Annotated in this window: 15 protein-coding genes; 7 read left to right on the top strand and 8 right to left on the bottom strand. The window is 65.6% G+C overall.

The features are described 5' to 3' along the window. Positions 1 to 5 precede the first annotated feature (5 nt). Positions 6 to 644: a DUF2238 domain-containing protein gene (locus ACRYLO_RS04950; protein WP_482659151.1), complete on the top strand. Its 639-nt coding sequence runs from the start codon at positions 6 to 8 to the stop codon at positions 642 to 644. On the opposite strand, the gene ACRYLO_RS04955 is transcribed toward ACRYLO_RS04950, so the two are convergent. The 3 genes from ACRYLO_RS04955 to ACRYLO_RS04965 are packed head-to-tail and all read right to left on the bottom strand — an operon-like array spanning position 592 to position 3,682. Continuing rightward, positions 592 to 2,175 carry a DHA2 family efflux MFS transporter permease subunit gene (locus ACRYLO_RS04955; RefSeq protein WP_482659152.1) on the bottom strand — a complete coding sequence of 528 codons (1,584 nt, stop codon included), beginning with the start codon at positions 2,173 to 2,175 and terminating at the stop codon, positions 592 to 594. The two genes, ACRYLO_RS04950 and ACRYLO_RS04955, sit on opposite strands and share 53 nt — an antisense overlap. A 9-nt stretch (positions 2,176 to 2,184) precedes the next feature. Further along, positions 2,185 to 3,246, bottom strand: a complete 1,062-nt coding sequence (locus ACRYLO_RS04960; RefSeq protein WP_482659153.1) for an HlyD family secretion protein — start codon at positions 3,244 to 3,246, stop codon at positions 2,185 to 2,187. Further along, positions 3,239 to 3,682, bottom strand: a complete 444-nt coding sequence (locus ACRYLO_RS04965; protein WP_482659154.1) for a MarR family winged helix-turn-helix transcriptional regulator — start codon at positions 3,680 to 3,682, stop codon at positions 3,239 to 3,241. Before ACRYLO_RS04965 ends, ACRYLO_RS04960 begins: the two co-directional genes overlap by 8 nt. Positions 3,683 to 3,810: 128 nt before the next feature. Here ACRYLO_RS04965 and ACRYLO_RS04970 point away from each other — a divergent pair, with 128 nt between their 5' ends. Beyond that, on the top strand, positions 3,811 to 4,569 hold the full coding sequence (locus ACRYLO_RS04970) for an alpha/beta fold hydrolase (RefSeq protein ID WP_482659155.1): 759 nt from the start codon (positions 3,811 to 3,813) through the stop codon (positions 4,567 to 4,569). A 58-nt stretch (positions 4,570 to 4,627) separates the two neighbouring features. Beyond that, on the top strand, positions 4,628 to 6,460 hold the full coding sequence (locus ACRYLO_RS04975) for a M2 family metallopeptidase (protein ID WP_482659156.1): 1,833 nt from the start codon (positions 4,628 to 4,630) through the stop codon (positions 6,458 to 6,460). A gap of 57 nt (positions 6,461 to 6,517) precedes the next feature. Here ACRYLO_RS04975 and ACRYLO_RS04980 read toward each other — a convergent pair whose 3' ends face one another. The 4 genes from ACRYLO_RS04980 to ACRYLO_RS04995 form a co-directional block, all read right to left on the bottom strand. Continuing rightward, complete coding sequence (locus ACRYLO_RS04980) at positions 6,518 to 7,264, bottom strand: hypothetical protein (protein ID WP_482659157.1); 747 nt, start codon at positions 7,262 to 7,264, stop codon at positions 6,518 to 6,520. A gap of 87 nt (positions 7,265 to 7,351) precedes the next feature. Then, positions 7,352 to 8,788 carry an AMP nucleosidase gene (locus ACRYLO_RS04985; RefSeq protein WP_482659158.1) on the bottom strand — a complete coding sequence of 479 codons (1,437 nt, stop codon included), beginning with the start codon at positions 8,786 to 8,788 and terminating at the stop codon, positions 7,352 to 7,354. Positions 8,789 to 8,872: 84 nt separating this feature from the next. After that, a complete protein-coding gene (locus ACRYLO_RS04990; RefSeq protein WP_482659159.1) occupies positions 8,873 to 9,127 on the bottom strand; it encodes a hypothetical protein in 255 nt (84 codons plus the stop codon). Positions 9,128 to 9,212: 85 nt separating this feature from the next. After that, positions 9,213 to 9,692, bottom strand: coding sequence for a redoxin family protein (locus tag ACRYLO_RS04995; protein WP_482659160.1), 480 nt, complete (start codon positions 9,690 to 9,692; stop codon positions 9,213 to 9,215). A 108-nt stretch (positions 9,693 to 9,800) separates the two neighbouring features. Here ACRYLO_RS04995 and ACRYLO_RS05000 point away from each other — a divergent pair, with 108 nt between their 5' ends. Next, the gene (locus tag ACRYLO_RS05000) at positions 9,801 to 10,361 is read left to right on the top strand and encodes a YqgE/AlgH family protein (RefSeq protein WP_482661673.1); all 561 of its coding nucleotides are present in this window, start codon (positions 9,801 to 9,803) and stop codon (positions 10,359 to 10,361) included. Between the two features lie 95 nt (positions 10,362 to 10,456). On the opposite strand, the gene ACRYLO_RS05005 is transcribed toward ACRYLO_RS05000, so the two are convergent. Next, positions 10,457 to 12,034: a hypothetical protein gene (locus ACRYLO_RS05005; protein ID WP_482659161.1), complete on the bottom strand. Its 1,578-nt coding sequence runs from the start codon at positions 12,032 to 12,034 to the stop codon at positions 10,457 to 10,459. Positions 12,035 to 12,234: 200 nt separating this feature from the next. Between ACRYLO_RS05005 and ahcY the strand changes: the two genes are divergently transcribed. The 3 genes from ahcY (at position 12,235) to tsaE (ending at position 16,610) form a co-directional block, all read left to right on the top strand. Then, positions 12,235 to 13,641 carry an adenosylhomocysteinase gene (gene ahcY / locus ACRYLO_RS05010; protein WP_482659162.1) on the top strand — a complete coding sequence of 469 codons (1,407 nt, stop codon included), beginning with the start codon at positions 12,235 to 12,237 and terminating at the stop codon, positions 13,639 to 13,641. 183 nt (positions 13,642 to 13,824) lie between these two features. After that, on the top strand, positions 13,825 to 16,170 hold the full coding sequence (locus ACRYLO_RS05015) for a sensor histidine kinase (protein WP_482659163.1): 2,346 nt from the start codon (positions 13,825 to 13,827) through the stop codon (positions 16,168 to 16,170). After that, a complete protein-coding gene (gene tsaE, locus ACRYLO_RS05020) occupies positions 16,167 to 16,610 on the top strand; it encodes a tRNA (adenosine(37)-N6)-threonylcarbamoyltransferase complex ATPase subunit type 1 TsaE (protein WP_482659164.1) in 444 nt (147 codons plus the stop codon). The genes ACRYLO_RS05015 and tsaE overlap by 4 nt, the downstream gene beginning before the upstream one ends. Positions 16,611 to 16,636 lie beyond the last annotated feature (26 nt).

A 16,636-nucleotide genomic window follows, 5' to 3' on the forward strand; every position in this document is an offset into this window, starting at 1 on the left:
CGCACATGGGCCTCCCCGCCGCGCAACGCTGGTGGCTGCTCGCATGCCTTGCGGGCGTGCCGCTGAGCGCGGTGGGGGCGGCTTATCCGCCTAATACGTGGTTGCAGGTTGGGCCCGTGGTGGCGGGCGTACCGCTTGCATGGTGGGCGCTGCGGCGCTGGCCGTTCAGCACCGCCAGCGTGGGATGGGCGTGCAGCTTCGTGCTGCTGCACCTGTTCGCCGCGCGCTGGACCTATAGCAGCGTGCCGTACGATGCCTGGGGGCAGGCGGTGTTCGGCTTCAGCATCGATGCGGCGCTGGGTTTTGAGCGCAACATGTTCGATCGGCTTGTGCATTTCGCCTCGGGGCTGTGCTTTGCGCTGCCGCTGGTCGAGGCCGGGATGCGCCATGCCGGGCTGACGCGGCGGATGGCGGTGACGTTCATGCTTCTCGCCGTGCTGGCGATCGGAGCGCTCTACGAGATTTTCGAGTGGATGCTGACGCTGGGCCTCAGCCCGGAGGCCGCGGAGCAGTATAATGGGCAGCAGGGCGACATGTTCGATGCGCCCAAGGATATGGCGCTGGCGCTGCTCGGCGCGCTGATCTGGATCGTCAGTGCCCGGCTGCGGCGGGATCGTTCGCGATCGGTGCCTTGGGCCGCTTGAGGAACAGCACCAGCGGGATCGACGCTGCCGTGACGATCATCATCGCGTGGAAGTCGTTGAGATAGGCGATCATCGCGGCCTGGCGCGTCACTTCGGCATTGGCCATCGCCAATAGCGCGTCCGCCTGGCTGCCGAAATTGGCGAGCAGGCCGGGGTCGAGGGTCTGGAGGCGTTCGGCCGTGATATTCGGGGCAAGGTCGGCGTGGCTGACCTGCGTGCTGCGGGCGAGGATCGTGGTGACGAGCGATATGCCGATCGACGCGCCGATGTTGCGCGACAGGTTGGTGAGGCTCGCCGCCTCGGTCCGCTGGTGCGGGGGCAGGGTGGCGAAGGCCATGCCGTTGAGCGGCATGAAGATCATCCCCATACCGAGGCCCTGAACAAAACCGGAGACGATGAAGGGCGTCGACCCCATCTGCAGCGTCCAGCTGGTCATGTCCCACAGCGACCAGGCGGCGAGCGCGAAGCCGGTGCCGACGAGCAGGCGCGGATCGACTCCGCGCGCGACCAGTCGCGCCGACAGGCCCATGGTGATGAGCACGCCGACGCCGCGCGGCATCATCAACAAACCGGTGTCGATGACGGGATAGCCGTAGAGCGTCTGGAGCATCGGCGGGAGCAGCGCCATCGTCGCCATCATCACCACGCCAACCACCTGCATGAAGGCGAGCGCGGTGACCAGGTTGCGGTTCTTCCAAAGGCTGCGCTCGAACATCGGGTTCTTGCCTGTCGCCATATGCACGACGAACATCCAGATCGCGGTGCCGGCGATGATCGTCTCGAGCCAGATTTCGGGCGAGGAGAACCAGTCGGCATGCTGGCCACGGTCGAGCATCAGCTGGAGCGCGCCAATGCCGATGGCGAGCAGCGAGAAGCCAAACACGTCGAACGCGCGCTTGCGCACCGGGCGGCTGGGCAACAGCCACCACAGGATGACGAGGCAGATCACGCCGAGCGGCAAATTGACATAGAACACCCAGCGCCAATTGAAATTCTCGGTCAGCCAGCCACCGAGCACGGGCCCCAGGATCGGGCCGATCATGATGCCCATGCCCCACACTGCCATCGCCTTTTGCTGGTCCTTTGGCGCGTTGATGTCGAGCATCACGGTCTGGCTGAGCGGGTTCATGAATGCCGCCGCAATCCCCTGAAGGATGCGGAACAGCACCATCTGCTCGAGGCTCTGCGCCGCGCCGCACAGAGCGGAGGCGATGATGAAGCCGACGATCGAGATGAGGAACAGGTTGCGCGATCCGATCCGGTCCGACACCCAGCCGGTGATCGGAATCGCGATGGCCGAGGCGACGATATAGCTGGTCAACACCCAGGTGATCGTGTCCGCCGTCGCGCCGAGCGAGGTCTGCATATGCGGCAGCGCGACGTTGGCGATGGTGGTGTCGAGGATCTGCATGATCGTCGCCAGCATCACGCCAAAGGTAAGCAGCCCCTTGTTGCGCACGGGGAGCGCCGCCTGACCTGCCGGGGGCGGGGCAGGGGGCGTATCGGCGGCGGGGACGGCGGCGCTGGCCATGGGTGGCGCTTACTTGCTCGTGTCGACCGTGACTTCGGCGGAGAGACCGGCGATCAGCTGGCGCTGGCTCTTTTCGTCGATCGCGATGCGGACCGGCACGCGCTGCGTCACCTTGACCCAGTTGCCATTGGCGTTCTGGGCCGGAAGCACCGAGGTTTCCGAACCGGTCTGCGACCCGATCGAGGCAACATGGCCCCTGAGCTTCAGGCCTGGATAGGCGTCGAAGCGGACTTCGGCGGGTTGGCCGACGCGCATGTCGGCAAGGTCGGTTTCCTTGAAATTCGCCTCGATCCACGATCCGCCGGAGCGGACGATGGTCACCGCGGGCAAGCCCGACATCATCATCTGCCCGACCTGAAGCCGGTCGGCCTGGCTGATCACACCGTCCACCGGCGCGCGGCGCGCGGTCCGTTCAAGGTCGAGCAGCGCTTTGGCGCGCTGGGCGCGGGCGGCGGCGATGGCGGGGTTGACGCCGGGCACCGCGCTGCCGCTCGACAACTTGGCGCGCGCTTCCTCTGCGCCGGCAAGGGCGCTCTGATAGCTGGCACGGGCTTGTTCGACCGCATGCTGTGCCTGTTCGAAGCGGGCGCGGGTCGTGAAGCCGCGGTCCATCAGCGCCTTTTGCCGGTCATAATCCTGCTGTGCCGACGCGATGCGGTCGCGCGCGGCCTGGATATCGGCGCCGGTTCCTTCGTAGTTCGCTTGCAGCGTCGTCACCTGCACCTGAGCATTGGCGATGGCGGCATCCGCCTGGGCGACCGCGATGCGATAGGGTTCGGGATCGATGCGGAACAACAGATCACCAGCCTTGACGCTCTGGTTCTCCTTGACCGCGACCTCGACGATCCGTCCGGCAACGTCGCTCGCGACCGACACCTTGTCCTGCTGGACATAGGCATTGTCGGTCGAGACGGTGCCGCCGGACAGCGACCACCACAGCGCGATCGCGGCGATGACCACCAACGGCACGCCGAACATCAGGATCGGGCGCAGCAGCTTGCGGCGCGGCTTTTCGGCCGGAGCGGGGTCTGCAGTCGTCACGGTTTCGATGCGGGGGTCGGCTTCAGCCATTTGCGGCCTCATTGGACTGGTCGGTCGAGAGATTGGAGCGGAGCTGTTCGAGCAGCGCGTGGAGCTTGGCTTGGTCGGCGGGGAGGATGCCCTCGGCCGCATCGACGAACAGCGCGTCGGCGATGGTCTTGAGTTGGAGCAGAACTGGCTGTGCGGCCTCGGTCAGATGGATGCGCCAAACGCGGCGGTCGCCCGGATCGCGGCGGCGTTCGACCCAGCCCGCTTCCTCGAGCCGATCGATCATCCGGCCTAGCGTGATCGGTTCGACCTCGAGCAGCTCGGCGAGCATGCCCTGATTGCTCCCCTCATGCCGCTTGAGGACGCTGAGCGTCCGCCATTGCTGGCGGGTGACGCCAATCAGGCGCGCGCGCTCATCGAAGCGCTTGCGGAGCAGGCGGGAGACGTCGCTGATCAGGAATCCGAGTGAGTCGGTCATAAGCGGCGATATAATAAGCATGCTTATAGAATGCCACTGCTATTAGTTGCATTTCGCGACGGGGGCGATTGCGCCAAACGCAAGTGCGCGGTCTTTCCCGTAGCAGCGATCCGGTGCATCAGGCTGGCATGACCGACACAGTGAACATGTTCGAGAGCTTCGACGGCCAGCAGCTGGCATGGCGCGAGATGGGGGAGGGGCGGCCGCTGGTGCTGATCCACGGCTTTTTCTCTGACGCCCAGACCAACTGGATCAAATATGGCACGGCGGCGAAGCTGGCGGCGGCGGGGTTCCGGGTGATCATGCCCGACCTGCGCGCGCATGGGCAGAGCGCCCGGCCGCACGACGCCGCCGCCTATCCGCCCGATGCGCTGGCGCGGGATGCGGAGGCGCTGATCGCGCATCTTGGCCTTACCGATTACGATCTTGGCGGCTATTCGCTGGGCGCGCGGACGACGGTGCGGGTGCTGGCGCGCGGTGTTGCGCCCCGGCCGCGCCGCGTCGTGCTGTCGGGTCTGGGCGATGAGGGGGTGACCGATACGGGGCGCCGCACGGGATTCTTCCGCAGCGTGCTCACCGGCTTTGGCAGCTTCGTGCGCGGCGACAAGCAGTTCATGTCGCAGGCGTTTCTAAAGACCACCGGGGGCGACCCGGTGGCGCTGCTCGGCATCCTCGACACATTTGTGGATACGCCGCCCCAGGCCCTGGCCGGGTTCGACCTGCCGGTGCTGGTGGTCGCGGGGGTGGAGGATGACGAGGTGGGGTCGTTCACCGGCCTTGTCGCGATGCTGCCCGATGCGCGCTTCGTCGAAATCCCCGGCAACCATATGAGCGCGGTGACGCGGCCTGAGCTGGCCGATGCAATCGTATCATTCCTGACGACTTGACCCCGTCCTGGGGCAGGCGCAGGTTGCGGTCATCCACTTACAAACAATCGAGGGATTGATGATCCGCACCGGAATTTCGACGATCGCGCTTGCCATGCTGCTGGCCAGCCCCGGCTCGGCGCAGAGCCAGAAGGCCGCCGCCCCCGCAGGTGCCGCCACGCCCGCCGCAGCGGACGCGTTTCTGAAGCGTGCCGAGGCCGAGTATAAGGACTATTCGCTCGATGCCGCGCGGATTGCCTGGCTCTACGCCACCTATATCAATGACGACACGTCGGCGCTGGTCGCCAAGAGCGGGGCGAAGGGGACCGAGATGGCGGTTCGCTTTGCGCTCGAAGCGGCCAAATATGACAAGGTTCAGGGATTGTCGCCCGATACAAGGCGCCAGCTGAACATCCTGCGCTCGCGCATCACCTCGCCGGCCCCGACGCGCGATGGCGCGGCCGCCGCGCTGTCGAACCTGCAGACCGGCATGCAGACGGTCTATGGTACCGGCAAGGGGACGCTGAAGGGGCAACCGATCAGCGGGAGCGACATCGAGGCCGCGATGGGCACCAATCGCAACCCCGACGAGCTCAAGGAAATGTGGACCAGCTGGCACGACAATGTCGGCGCGCCGCAGCGGCAGGACTATCAGCGCTCGGTCGGGCTGCTGAATGAAGGCGCGCGCGAGCTGGGCTACAAGGACGTCGGGTCGATGTGGCGGTCGAATTACGACATGCCGCCGGAGGAATTCGCCAAGCTCACCGACAAGCTGTGGAACGAGGTGAAGCCGCTTTATGAATCGCTGCACACCTATGTGCGCTGGAAGCTGAACGAAAAATATGGCGATGCGGTGCAGTCCAAGACCGGGCCGATCCGCGCCGACCTGCTCGGCAATATGTGGGCGCAGGAATGGGGTAACATCTACGATGTCGTCGCGCCCCCGGGAGCAGGCGATGTGGGCTATGACATTGGCGAGCTGTTGGTTGCCAAGGATTATGACGCGATCAAGATGGTGAAGACCGGCGAGGCGTTCTACTCGTCGCTCGGCTTCGATCCGATGCCGGAGACGTTCTGGACGCGTTCGCAATTCGTGAAGCCGGCCGATCGCGAGGTGCAATGCCATGCCTCGGCGTGGAACCTCGACGATGTCGACGATCTGCGCATCAAGATGTGCATCAAGGTCAATTCGGACGACTTCATCACCATCCAGCACGAGCTGGGGCATAATTACTATCAGCGTGCCTATAACAAGCTGCCGATCCTGTATCGCGATGGCGCCAATGACGGATTCCACGAAGCGATTGGCGACTTTGCGGCGCTGTCGATCACGCCCGACTATCTGGTCCAGGTCGGTCTGCTCGACGAAAGCAAGGTGCCGAGCGCGGACAAGGACACCGGGCTGCTGCTGCGTCAGGCGATGGACAAGGTCGCGTTCCTGCCGTTCGGGCTGCTGATCGACAAATGGCGCTGGGGCGTGTTCTCGGGTGGCATTCCCGCGGGCGGCTATCAGGGTGCGTGGGACGCGCTGCGCCTGCAATATCAGGGTATTACGCCCCCGGTGAAGCGGGACGAGACCAAGTTCGATCCGGGCGCGAAATACCATATCCCGGCGAATGTGCCCTACACCCGCTACTTCCTCGCCCGGCTGTTGCAGTTCCAGTTCTACAAGGCTGCATGCGATCAGGCGGGGTGGAAGGGGCCGCTCCACCGCTGTTCTTTCTATGACAACAAGGAAGTCGGCGCGAAGCTGAACGCGATGTTGGAAATGGGCGCGTCTAAGCCCTGGCCCGACGCGCTGGAGGCGTTCACCGGCAGCCGCGAGATGTCTGGCGCGGCGATGGTCGAGTATTTTGCGCCGCTCAAGGCGTGGCTCGACGAGCAGAACAAGGGCAAGCCCAAGGGCTGGTAACGAAAAAGGCCGCCGCGAGGTGATCGCGGCGGCCTTAACTGTGCGATTGCGTTCCGGTCAGCTGGGAAGCTTGTCCGGAATCGTGCCTTCGTCCGCGATCCCCGCCTCGAACGAGGCGGAGCTGTCGGTGCCGTCGGCCTGATGCGCGGTCGCCCCGGCGGGCGCTGCGTCGTCCTTGGGCCCGCTTTGACCCTTTTGCACAGCGTAGAAAATGCCGGCGACAGCCGCGCCGATCGCCGCGACCCCGCCGATCAAGGTCGCGAAGAAATTGCGGTCGCCCATTTTCTCGCGCGTCTCGGCCACGAACTGCACGGGGGCGGAGTCGGTGACAGTTTGCGCGGCGTTGTGCGCAGCCGAAGAGACTTTCGCCGCAGCAGCCTCGACCGCAGCGCGCGGGCGGCTGGCGGCAGGTTTGCGCGTGGATGCGCGCGGCTTGGTGGTTGCAGCGGGCTTGCGCGTGGCAGCGGTGCGGCGCGGGGGCGGTGCCTTGTCGGCGGCGGTCGGAGGCTTGGCAGCGGCCGGTTTCCGCGCGGGGGCCTTGGTCGGCGTTGCGGGCGTCTCCACGGCTGCGGGCGGTTCCGCCGCTGGCTTTGGCGCGGCTTTTGGCTTGGCCGGTGCCTTTGCCTTGGCCGGTGCCTTTGCAGGTGCCTTGGGCTTCGCCGGAGCGTTTGCCTTGGCCGGGGCGGGTGCTTTGGTTTCGTCAGCCTTGGCGGTCGGCTTCGCTGCCGCCCGGCGCGGCTTGGCTTGTGCCTTGGCCTCGGTCGGGGTGTCGCCGTCGTTCGATGTGGTCGGGGCTTTCGCCATCACGCAACTCCAGTGGTTTCGTGTCAGTAACCAACCTGACGCCAATCGGTTTCCCGCGTCAATGAAAAGCGCGCGCTCGGCCCAAACTTACCGGAACGGCGGTTCGTTGAACGCGCGCAGCTTGCGGGAATGCAGCTTGGCGCCTTCCCGCCGCAATTGCTCGCAGGTTTCGATGCCGATCTTGAGATGTTCGGCGATGGCGCGTTCGTAGAAACGGTTGGCCTGGCCGGGCAGTTTCAGCTCGCCGTGCAGCGGCTTGTCCGACACGCACAGCAACGTGCCATACGGCACGCGGAAGCGATAGCCTTGCGCGGCGAGCGTCGCGCTCTCCATGTCGACGCCGACCGCGCGGCTCAATGAGAAGCGCAGCGCCGAGCGCGAGAAGCGCAATTCCCAGTTGCGGTCGTCGGTGGTGACGATCGTGCCGGTGCGCAGGCGGCGTTTGAGTTCCTCGCCCGACTGGCCCGACACCGCCTCGGCCGCGCGCGCCAGCGCCTGCTGTACTTCGGCGATGGCCGGGATCGGGATTTCCGGCGGCAGCACGTCGTCGAGCACATGGTCGTCGCGCAGATAGGCATGGGCGAGGACATAGTCGCCGATCCGCTGGCTGGGGCGCAGGCCGCCGCAATGGCCGATCATCAGCCACGCCTCAGGACGCAGCACGGCAAGGTGGTCGGTAATCGTCTTGGCGTTGGACGGGCCGACACCGATGTTCACCAGCGTGATCCCGCTTCCGTCCTCGGCCATCAAATGCCAAGCCGGCATCTGGTGGCGCCGCCACGCGCTGTCGGTCAGCAGCATTTCGGGGTCGTCGCCAGCCTTGAACACGATGCCGCCCGGCCCGGACACGCCGGTGAAGCGGCTGCCCTCACCAACCTGCTCCGCCGCCCAGCGCACGAACTCGTCGACATAGCGGTGATAGTTGGTGAACAGGATATATTGCTGAACATGCTCGGTCGGCGTGCCGGTATAGTGGCGTAGCCGCGCGAGGCTGAAATCGGTCCGCAAACCATCGAACAGCGCCAGCGGGCGGGTGCCGTCCTGGCTGATCCAGCTGCCGTCGGCGATCTCGTCGCCGATATGCGCCAGCTCCGTCGCGGGGAAATGCCGGGCGAGTTCGAGCACCGACACCTGATCCATCTTCAGCACATGACTGGGGTCGATCACATAGGGGAAGGGGATTTCCTGACGGCCGGTGGTCGCGCTGACCTCGACGTCATAATCCTCGATCAGCAGGGTCAGTTGCTCGACCAGATAAGCGGCGAACATCGCGGGGCGGGTGACGCTGATCGCGTAATCGCCGGGTTCGACAAGGCGGCCGAAGCTGCGCGCCGGGGTCGGGCGATCGACTTCGTTGCGGTAGCGGACACGGATTTCGGGATAGGCGAAGCTGCCGTCGGTGCGGTGCGCCGGATCCGGGGCAATCCCCTGGGTCAGATAGAGATCGAGCGCCTCACGCAGGCGGGTGACGGAGGCGGTGTGCAGCCGATCCAGTTCGGCGACGATTTGTTCTGCTTGTGTCATCTTCCACCGCTAAATGGCACGGCGTATTTTGGCAAGATGGCAGGAAAAAGGGGGTGCCGGTCGATGCGGCACCCCCGAAAATCGTTACTTGTCGTCGTCCTTGTCGAGCAACTTGCTCACACCGAACGCGGCCCCCGCAACTGCGGCAGCAGCGCCAGCGGCGATGGCTGCGGCGGCAACAGGGTTCTTCTTTGCGGCATCGACGACATCGTCGAACGCTTCGCTGATCGCTTCACCGGCGTCGGTCAGCGCTTCCTTGGCCTGGCTGAACAGCGACTCGTCGCCAGTGGCCGTTTCAGTGGTCGCCGGGGTGGTGGCGGGCTTGGTCTCTTCGGTCATATCGAATTCTCCCTACGGCAATGACAACAGCTTCGCCGCACACCGGTTCCGCCGTCAACGGCGAACCGGCGCGCGACCGGAACCGTTAGAGGTTTTCCAGCATATGCTCGGCCGAGCTGACCTTGAACTCGCCGGGCGCTTCGACGTGGAGCTGCTCGACCACGCCGTCATTGACCAGCATCGCATAACGCTGGCCGCGCGTGCCCATGCCGAACTTGCTGCCGTCAAATTCGAGCCCGACGGCCTTCGCAAAGGCCCCATTGCCATCGGACAGCATCGTGACGTCGCCGGCATCGGCGCTCTTCGCCCATGCGCCCATGACAAAGGCGTCGTTGACCGCGGTGCAGGCGATCTCGTCAACGCCCTTGGCCTTCAGCGCGTCCGCCTTTTCGACATAGCCGGGCAGGTGACGGGCCGAGCAGGTCGGGGTGAACGCGCCAGGGACCGAGAAGAGCGCGACCTTGCGGCCCGCGAAAAATTCGTCCGAGCTGACCTGTTCTGGGCCATTTTCGGTCGCCTTGACGAAGGTGGTGGTAGGAATGCGGTCGCCGATCTGGATGGTCATCTGGGTTTCCTCTCGCTGCGCTGAACTGCGTCTGGTCGTGCAAGTGGCATGGCCGCCGCGATTTTCAAGCGTGGCGAAGTGGAAGCTGCGGGACTATGTTCGCGTTCGATGGAAGAGAGCAGTTTTCTCACCGGGCAGATCCTGCTCGCCTTGCCCGGAATCGGCGATCCCCGGTTTGAGCGGGCGGTGATCGCGATGTGCGCGCATGACGAACAGGGCGCATTGGGGGTCGGCATCGGGCATGAGCTGGAAGAGCTCACCCTCCACGACCTGCTCGGGCAGTTCGAAATCGATCCGGGTGTCGCGCCCGATGCGCCGCTTCATTATGGCGGCCCCGTCGAGCCCCGCCGCGGGTTCGTGGTGCATTCAACCGACTGGGGTGGGCAGGACACGATCGATGTCGCGGGACGCTGGGCGCTGTCGGGCACCATCGACGTGCTGCGCGCCATCGCCGACGGGACCGGTCCGTCACGCTGGATCGTCGCACTCGGCTATGCCGGCTGGAGCGAGGGGCAGCTCGATGCGGAAATGACGCGCCATGGCTGGTTCAACGTGCCGGGGGACGCGGCGTTGCTCTACGACAGCGATGCCGGTCAGCGTTGGGAGCGCAGCTTCGCCCGCGCCGGCATCGACCCGCGCCTGTTGACCCCTGGCGCTGGAACGGCCTGAAGACCCCCGCCAAGCAATGCTTGCCGCGATGGCGTTCCGCATCCGTGCCGATATCCGTGCGCTGGTCCTCGCACGGACATCGGTCGGCTGAGCGGTTACTTCTTGGCCTTTTGCTCGGCGCGGATGGTTTCGGGGGAGGGGATGACCGGCGAGAGCGCGGCAATCACCTGCTCGGCATCGGCGAACATCGGGTCGGACAGGCCGGGATCACCCTTGTTGCCGGTGATGAACGCGGCCAGCACGAGCCGGTCGCCGACGATCGGGAGCATCGTGAACCCCTGATGCCCGCGCGACTTGGCGAGCAATGCCGCGTGCAGTGCGTAGGCGGGGAATAGCGCGTCGAAATCGGCACCGTAATAGAACATCCGTTCCATCTTCAGCTTCGACTTGCTGTCGTCCTTCAGCTCGAGGACCAGCTTCGACTTGTCGGTGCGCCACACCTGCTTGGACAGGTTGCGATAGGCCGCTGCGGAATCGACCGAAGGGATCAGGCGGAACAACGTCGCATTGTCGCTGTCCTTGGCCAGCGCCTCGGCGCGGCGGGTCTCAAGCCGGTCCTTCCACAGTGCGTCAGGAGCGCGGGACAGGCCGCCGATCAGCTCCTCGGGACTCGCACCCGTGCGCAGGCGCCGTGTGACCTCGACCACGCTGCCGAATGAAGCAGCGACCCATTGCGAGCGCGCCGCGAACAGACGCCGCGCCGCCGTCAGTTCGCCGCGCTGGGTCTGGCGGATGATGCCGTGCAGGTCCAACAGCTCGACGATCTCGCTCGCATCTTTTTCGGTGTCGCCGGCTGCGCGACGCTTTTCAGCGTTCGCGCGGGCCTCGGCGATGCGGGTGTCGGACAGTTCGGCATTGCCCGCCAGCGCCAACGCGATGGCGGCGCGGGCGATCACCGCGCTGCTGCGTGATTCCGGAACGGTGCGCTTGTTGAAATCGACCTGTGCCTCACGCACGGCGGCGGCTTCGGCGAAACGGCCCCATTCTTCGAGTCGGTCGGCCTGCGCGCCGGTGCCGAAGCCCAGGCGGCTACGCCAGGCGCGGAATTCCGCCTCGCGCGGAGAGTCGGCCGGGTCAATGAGCAGATATTCGGGAACGCTCAGCAACGGGGTGAGGAGGAATTGCGCATCGCCCAAATTGCGCAGTGCGGTCTCACGCGCCTCCACCGGCTTGCCCGCGCGATACTGGGCGGCGGCGGCGATCAGGTCGAACGCGCGACCCTGCGACCGGACATAATAGGGGTTGGCCATGAACCCGGCCGCTTCGGCTTGCGACCGGGCCAGTTCGGCATCGGCGACGGCGCCATCGTAATCTTTCGCCTCGATCCGGTGGATCGCGCGACCGAGGATCAAATTGACCCGGCGATAGTCGTTGGTCTCGCGCTTTTCGCCGTCGATCAGTGTTGAGCAGATCGCGACGCCTTCGGCTCCGAACTTGCGCTTGTCGGGGTCGGCATTTTCCGGCGGCGGGGCGAACAGCGCGAGCAGAGTGATCGCGCCGATCAGCCGTGCAGCCGTCTCGCCCGCACTCATATTGTTGGGATTGCCGTCGCACTGGACGTGAAGCGAGGGTCCCTTCTCCGCCTTAGCAGCCTGCGCCAGCGCTGGAGCTGAGCCCATGCACGCAACCATCAGCGCCAGCGCGGCGGCGCCGGTGTTCGACCGAATCTTCATTGCAAAGCCCCCAAAATGCCCTTCGGCAGAAGAGGTGCCAGCGGTGGAAATTGCTGTCAACGCGGTCAATTCAGCTCGATCGAGAACGCCATATAAAGATATCTTTATGTTTCGTTTGCGCAATGCGGCGGGATCGGCTAGGGGCGCGGGCACAGTCGTGGGCATGCCGCGGCGATAAATTCACTAGCCGGAGAAAGATCGTGGCCACCGTGCTCGACAAGACCGAATACGTCATCAAGGACATCAGCCTCGCCGCGTTCGGCCGCAAGGAAATCGAGATCGCAGAAACCGAAATGCCGGGCCTGATGGCGCTGCGCGAGGAATTCGGCGCGAGCAAGCCGCTCAAGGGCGCGCGCATCACCGGTTCGCTGCACATGACGATCCAGACTGCGGTGCTGATCGAGACGCTGAAGGAACTCGGTGCCGAACTGCGCTGGGCGACCTGCAACATCTATTCGACCCAGGACCATGCCGCCGCCGCGATCGCGGCCGCCGGCATCCCCGTCTTCGCCGTCAAGGGCGAGACGCTGGAAGAATATTGGGATTACGTGATCCGCATCTTCGACTGGGGTCAGGACCAGACCTGCAACATGATCCTGGACGACGGTGGCGACGCCACCATGTTCGCGCTGTGGGGCGCGCGCGTCGAGGCGGGTGAAGAGCTGTTCACCCCGTCGAACGAGGAAGAGGAAATCTTCGTCGCGACGCTCAAGCGCTTCCTGGCCGAGCGTCCGGGCTACCTGACCAAGACCGTCGCCGCGATCAAGGGCGTGTCGGAAGAGACCACCACCGGCGTGCATCGCCTGTATGAGCTGTCGAAGAAGGGCAAGCTTCCCTTCCCGGCGATCAACGTCAACGACAGCGTGACCAAGTCGAAGTTCGACAACCTCTATGGCTGCAAGGAATCGCTGGTCGACGCGATCCGTCGCGCCACCGACGTGATGCTGGCCGGCAAGGTCGCCTGCGTCGCCGGCTTCGGCGATGTCGGCAAGGGTTCGGCGGCGTCGCTGCGCAATGGCGGCGCGCGCGTGCTGGTCACCGAAATCGATCCGATCTGCGCGCTGCAGGCGGCGATGGAAGGCTATGAAGTCGTGACGATGGAAGAGGCCGCCCCGCGCGCCGACATCTTCGTGACCGCGACCGGCAACGAAGGCGTGCTGACCGTCGATCACATGCGCGCCATGAAGAACATGGCGATCGTGTCGAACATCGGCCACTTCGACAGCGAGATCGAGATCGCTGGCCTCAACAACATGAAGTGGACCGAGATCAAGCCGCAGGTCGACGAGGTCGAGTTCCCCGATGGCAAGAAGATCATCGTGCTGTCGAAGGGCCGCCTGGTGAACCTGGGCAATGCGACCGGTCACCCGTCGTTCGTCATGTCGACGTCGTTCACCAACCAGGTGCTGGCCCAGATCGAACTGTGGACCGCGTCGGACAAGTACAAGAACGAGGTCTATGTCCTGCCCAAGCACCTCGACGAAAAGGTCGCGGCGCTGCACCTCGAAAAGCTGGGCGTCAAGCTGACCAAGCTGAACCAGCGTCAGGCCGATTATATCGGAGTGTCGGTCGAGGGGCCGTTCAAGCCGGATCATTATCGCTACTAAGCGGTAGAGCCGAACGGAAAGGGGGCGCTTCGAGCATCGGAGCGCCCCTTTTTTTGTGTCAGCTGACCGGTGCCGCTTCCCGCTCCGGGTCAGGATGGGCCATCACCGTCCGCGCCGGGCTTGTGGGCGTTGCCGGGGACAGCACGACTTCGTAAGAGCGGGGGTCATGAAGGTTCCGGCGCGTTGATCGAGATTTCCCAAACCGCAGCGGCCCTGGCCGGCGCGGCGCTTGCACTGTTGCTGGCGGCTGGCGGGCTGATGCTTTTCGTCGGGTTGCGCGCACGGTCGCGGGCCGCGCGGTTGAGCGATGCCAATGCGCGCTTGCTCGCGCTGGCAGCGGGGTCGCCGGCGCTGGCGATGATCGTGCGCGCGGACGGGCGGATCGATCTGTCGATCGCGCTCGCCAATCTGTTCGGCTTCGACACTGTGCCGGTGCATTTTTCCGACCTGATCGATAATGATTCCGTCCTCGCGCCCGAAGATGCGCAGGTGCTGGGGCAGGAGGTCAGCGCGGCGCAGCGTGCGGGCAAGCCGTTCCGCATGATCGTGCCAGTGCGCGGGGCGAGCCGGACGTTGCTTGCCAGCGGCATGCGGGCACCCGACGCGGTGCGCGCACCGGGCGGGGCGGTGCTGTGGTTCCTCGATGCGACCGAATCGAGCGAGGAAGTCGCGCGGTTCGCGGCGGAGGCCGATCGCTATCGCGTTGCGTTCGACGCGCTGACCGGCCTGATCCAGTCGGCGCCGATGCCGATGTGGTATCGCGACCCCGAGTTGCGCATCGCGATGGTCAACAATGCTTATGTCGAGGCGGTCGAGGGCAAGGATGCCGAGCAGGTCGTCGCGTCCGGCATCGAGCTGGTCGATGCCTCGGCACCGGGCGGGCCGCTTGCCAGCGCGGCGCACGCGCGGGAGGTGAACGCGCCGCAGATGGTGAAGCTGCCCGCGACGATCGGCGGCAAGCGGCGCACGCTGCACATCCATGACGTGCCGTTGCCGACCGGCGGGGTCGCGGGCTTTGCCGTGGATGTCGAGGAGCTGGAACAGGCGCGCGGCGGGATCAAGCGCGCGGCTGAGGCGCAGCGCGCGATGTTCGACCGGCTGTCGGCGGGCGTCGCGCAGTTCGGACCGGATCGGGCTTTGGTGTTCTGCAACCAGCCGTTCCGGCGCATCTTTGAGCTCAAGAACGAATGGCTGGCCGATCGGCCCGAGTTCGACCGCATCCTGGAGCGGATGCGTGAGGCCAATCGCCTGCCCGTCGTGCGCGATTTTCCGGGTTGGAAGAATGAGCGGCGCGAATGGTTCCTGGCGGCGGAAAGCGCGCGCGAGGAGAATTGGACGCTGCCTGGCGGCACGCATCTTCGTGTGGTCGCCCAGCCTTTGCCCGAGGGCGGGCTGCTGACGATTTTCGAGGACCTGACCGAGCAGGTGCAGCTGGCGAGCGCGCGCGACACGCTGTTGCGGGTGCGGACAGCGACGTTCGACAATCTGTTCGAGGGGCTGGGCGTGTTCGCCGCCGACGGGCGGCTGCAGCTGTGGAATAACCGGTTCAAGACCGCCTGGGGGTTTGAGGACGCGTTCATCACCGCGCATCCGCGGGTCGATGCCCTGGCGAAGGAAGCTGCGGGCAAGCTGGCCAAGCCGGGCCGCGCGTCGCTGATCGGCGATCTGGTGCGCGCCGCCACGGTCGAGCGCCAGCAGCGCGGCGGATCGATCGAGTTCGCCGATGGCCGGATTTTCGAGGTGGCGGCGGTGCCGCTGCCCGATGGCAACGCGCTGTTCACGATGCTCGACATTTCCGACCGGCGGCGGATCGAGAATGCACTGCGCGAACGCAACGACGCGCTGGAGGCGGCCGACCGGATCAAGACCGCGTTCGTCGCCAGCATGAGTTACGAGCTGCGCACCCCGCTGACGTCGATCAAGGGCTTCGCGGAGATGCTGTACAATGGCTATGCGGGCGAATTGCCGCAGACGGCGGTCGATTATTCGGGCGCGATCCTGGAGTCGGTCGGGCGGCTCGGCGATCTGGTCGACGATGTGCTCGACCTGACCCGCGATGGCGGAGCACTGGCGCGCGAGGCGGTCGATCTGGAACTGGTCGCGGGCGCAGCGGTCGAGAATGTCCAGCCGTCGATCAAGACCAAGAAGATCGAGCTGGCGGTCGAGATTCAGGGAAGCGCCGGAAGCATCCAGGGCGATCCGCGCCGTATCCGCCAGATTATCGAACATCTGCTGCGCCACGCGGTGAGCGGGACGGGTGAGGGTGGGCGCGTGCTGCTGCACATCGACGGGTCAGACAAGAAGGCGCGAATCGTGGTATCTGACGACGGCCCGGGCATGGCAGCGGAGGTCGCGGCCAAGGCGTTCGACCGCTTCGCGCAGGCGGGGATCAGCCGCAATGGTGAGCGCGCGCTGCAACTCGGCCTGCCGATCGCCAAACAGTTTGTCGAGGCGCATCGCGGGACGATCGAACTGGTGACCGAGCCGGGGCAGGGCACGATGGTGGTCGCGGAGCTTCCACGCGCATGATCGCGCTGGCGGATGCGGCGGCAACCGAGGCGTTCGGGCGCGCGCTCGCAGCAAAAGTGCGGCCGGGCGATGTCGTCGCGCTGTCAGGGCCGCTGGGCGCGGGCAAGACCAGCATTGCGCGCGGGCTGCTCGCTGCGCTGGGGCTGGAGGGCGAGGCGCCGTCGCCGAGCTATGCGATCGTCCAGCCCTATGACCCGCCCGAGGTCGCGTTTCCGGTGCTGCATGTCGACCTCTACCGGATCGACGATCCGGACGAGGCGGAGGAGCTGGGGCTGGACGATGGGCGCGCAGATTCGCTGCTGCTCGTCGAATGGCCGGAACGGCTGCCCGAGAGTTTTTGGGCGGACGCCCTGGTGCTGACACTGACGATCGAAACCGATGGATCGCGCGCCTTGACAGCGCGTGTGCCGGCGGCATGGAAGGACCGATGGCCCCTATGAGCGACGGCGTAGTCTCGCCCCCCGAC

The sequence above is a fragment of the Sphingomonas sp. SDUR79 genome (genome assembly GCF_056821745.1).